Origin of the sequence: Sphingomonas asaccharolytica NBRC 15499 (genome assembly GCF_001598355.1) — a bacterium.
Lineage (GTDB): Bacteria > Pseudomonadota > Alphaproteobacteria > Sphingomonadales > Sphingomonadaceae > Sphingomonas > Sphingomonas asaccharolytica.
In genome coordinates, this window is record NZ_BCYU01000164.1 from 1 (window position 1) to 2,503 (window position 2,503).

Annotated in this window: 2 protein-coding genes; both read right to left on the reverse strand. The window is 66.4% G+C overall.

The window, feature by feature from the left end; genetic code table 11:
* Positions 1-58 precede the first annotated feature (58 nt).
* Positions 59-1,450 carry a dihydrolipoyl dehydrogenase gene (lpdA, locus tag SAS01S_RS21835; protein WP_066813316.1) on the reverse strand — a complete coding sequence of 464 codons (1,392 nt, stop codon included), beginning with the start codon at positions 1,448-1,450 and terminating at the stop codon, positions 59-61.
* A gap of 94 nt (positions 1,451-1,544) precedes the next feature.
* Positions 1,545-2,503, reverse strand: a 959-nt coding sequence (odhB, locus tag SAS01S_RS21840) for a 2-oxoglutarate dehydrogenase complex dihydrolipoyllysine-residue succinyltransferase (protein WP_066813314.1), incomplete at its 5' end; no start/stop codon positions are given.

The window sequence follows — 2,503 nt, forward strand, 5'->3', positions numbered from 1 at the left end:
GGCTTCGCCCGCCCGCCGTCCGGGGCAAACCCCCTTTAAATCCATATTTAGCTGCTGGCTAAATATGGATGGGTTTGCCTGTCACTGCCATCGCCGCTTCCTTGATCGCCTCGCTGTGCGTCGGATGCGCGTGGCAGGTATAGGCGATGTCCTCGCTGGTCGCGCCGAACTCCATCGCCTGCGCGGCCTGGGCGATCATCGTGCCGGCAACGCTGGCGATGCACCATACGCCCAAAACCCGGTCGGTCTTGGCGTCGGCGACCACCTTCACGAAGCCGTCGGGCTCGTGATTGGTCTTGGCGCGGCTGTTGGCGAGCATCGGGAATTTGCCGACCTTCACCTCGCCGCGTTCCTTCGCCGCTTCCTCGGTCAGGCCGACACCGGCGATCTCGGGCCAGGTGTAGACCACCGACGGGATCACGTCGTGGTTCACGATGCCGTGCTGCCCCGCGATGTTCTCGGCGACCGCGATGCCTTCATCCTCCGCCTTGTGCGCGAGCATCGGGCCGGGAACGACGTCGCCGATCGCCCAGATGCCGGGGACCGAGGTACGGAAATCATGGTCGATCTCGATCTGGCCGCGCTGGTTGGTCGCGAGACCAGCCTTGTCGAGCGCAAGGCCGTCGGTGTTCGGCCTGCGGCCGATCGAGACTAAGACGGTGTCCGCCTCGATCGTCTCGGCCGTGCCGCCGGCGGCGGGCTCGATGGTGAGAGTGGCCTTGTCACCCTTCACGGTCACGCCGGTAACCTTGGTCGACAGCTTGAACTCAATGCCCTGCTTCTTGAGGATCTTGTTCGATTCCTTGCGGACCTCGCCATCGAAGCCGGGCAGGATCTGATCGAGGAATTCGACCACCGTCACCTTGGCGCCGAGCCGGCGCCACACGCTGCCCAGTTCGAGCCCGATCACGCCGCCGCCGATCACCACCATCTGCACCGGTACCTTGGGCAGTTCGAGCGCGCCGGTCGAATCGACCACGACCTTTTGATCGATCTCGACGCCGGGAAGCGGGGTGACCGACGAGCCGGTGGCGATGACGATGTTCTTCGCGCGCACGCTGCGGTCGCCGACCTGGACGGTGTCGGTGCCGGTGAACGCGGCATGGCCCTTGATCCACTCGACCTTGTTCTTCTTGAAAAGGAATTCGACACCGCCGGTCAGCTGCTTGACCGCGTCCTTGCGCTGGCCGTGCATCGTGTCGAGGTCGAGCTCTGGCGTGACCTTGATGCCCATCTTGGCCATCATGCCGTTGGCGGCGTGATCGTAGAATTCGCTTGCGTGCAGCATCGCCTTGGACGGAATGCAGCCGACGTTGAGGCAGGTGCCGCCCAGCGTCTCGCGGCTCTCCACGCAGCCGGTCTTGAGCCCCAGCTGCGCCGCGCGGATCGCCGCGACATAGCCGCCGGGGCCGGAGCCGATTACCAGGACGTCGAAATCATAGTCAGCCATCATTTCCTCCGTCGCCCCGGCGGAGGCCGGGGCCGGCCAGCGAGGGAGCGATTACACAGCGGCCCCGGCCTACGCCGGGGCGACGTCTATATAGTTACAGGTCGATCAGAATGCGCGTCGGGTCCTCGATCGCGTTCTTGAGCGCGACCAGGAAAGTCACCGCCTCGCGGCCGTCGATCAGGCGGTGATCGTAGCTGAGCGCGAGGTACATCATCGGGCGCACCACGACCTGGCCGTCGCGGACCACCGGGCGGTCCTCGATGCGGTGAAGGCCGAGCACCGCCGACTGCGGCGGGTTGATGATCGGGGTCGACATCAGCGAGCCGAACACACCGCCGTTGGAGATGGTGAAGGTACCGCCCTTCATCTCCTCCATCTTGAGCGTGCCGTCCTTCGCGCGCTTGCCGAAATCGCCGATCGTCTTTTCGATCCCGGCGACCGACAGCTGATCGGCGTCGCGGATCACCGGGACGACCAGGCCCTGAGGCGCCGAGACGGCGACCGAGATGTCGGCATAATCGTGATAGACGATTTCCTCGCCGTCGATCTGGCCGTTGACCGCAGGCACGTCCTTGAGCGCCATGCAGGCGGCCTTCACGAAGAAGCCCATGAAGCCGAGCCGGACGCCGTGCTTCTTCTCGAACAGATCCTTGTACTTGGTGCGCGCCTCGATCACCGCCGACATGTCGACGTCGTTGAACGTCGTCAGCATCGCCGCGGTGTTCTGCGCGTCCTTGAGCCGCTTTGCGACGGTCTGGCGCAGGCGCGTCATGCGCACGCGCTCTTCCTTGCGGCCGGTCGAGGCGGCGACCGACGGGGTCTGGACCGGCTCGGCGGAGGGCGCGGGCGCGGCGGGAGTCGCGGCGGCGGCGAGCACGTCGTCCTTGGTCAGGCGGCCATCCTTGCCGGTACCCTTGACCGTCGCGGGATCGACGCCGGTTTCGAGCACCGCGCGGCGCACCGAGGGGCTGAGCGCGGCGGGCGTGTCGCCGGACGCTGGCGCCTGCTGACCTGTGGTCGCGGCGGGAGCGGCCGCGAGCGTGGGCGCGGGAG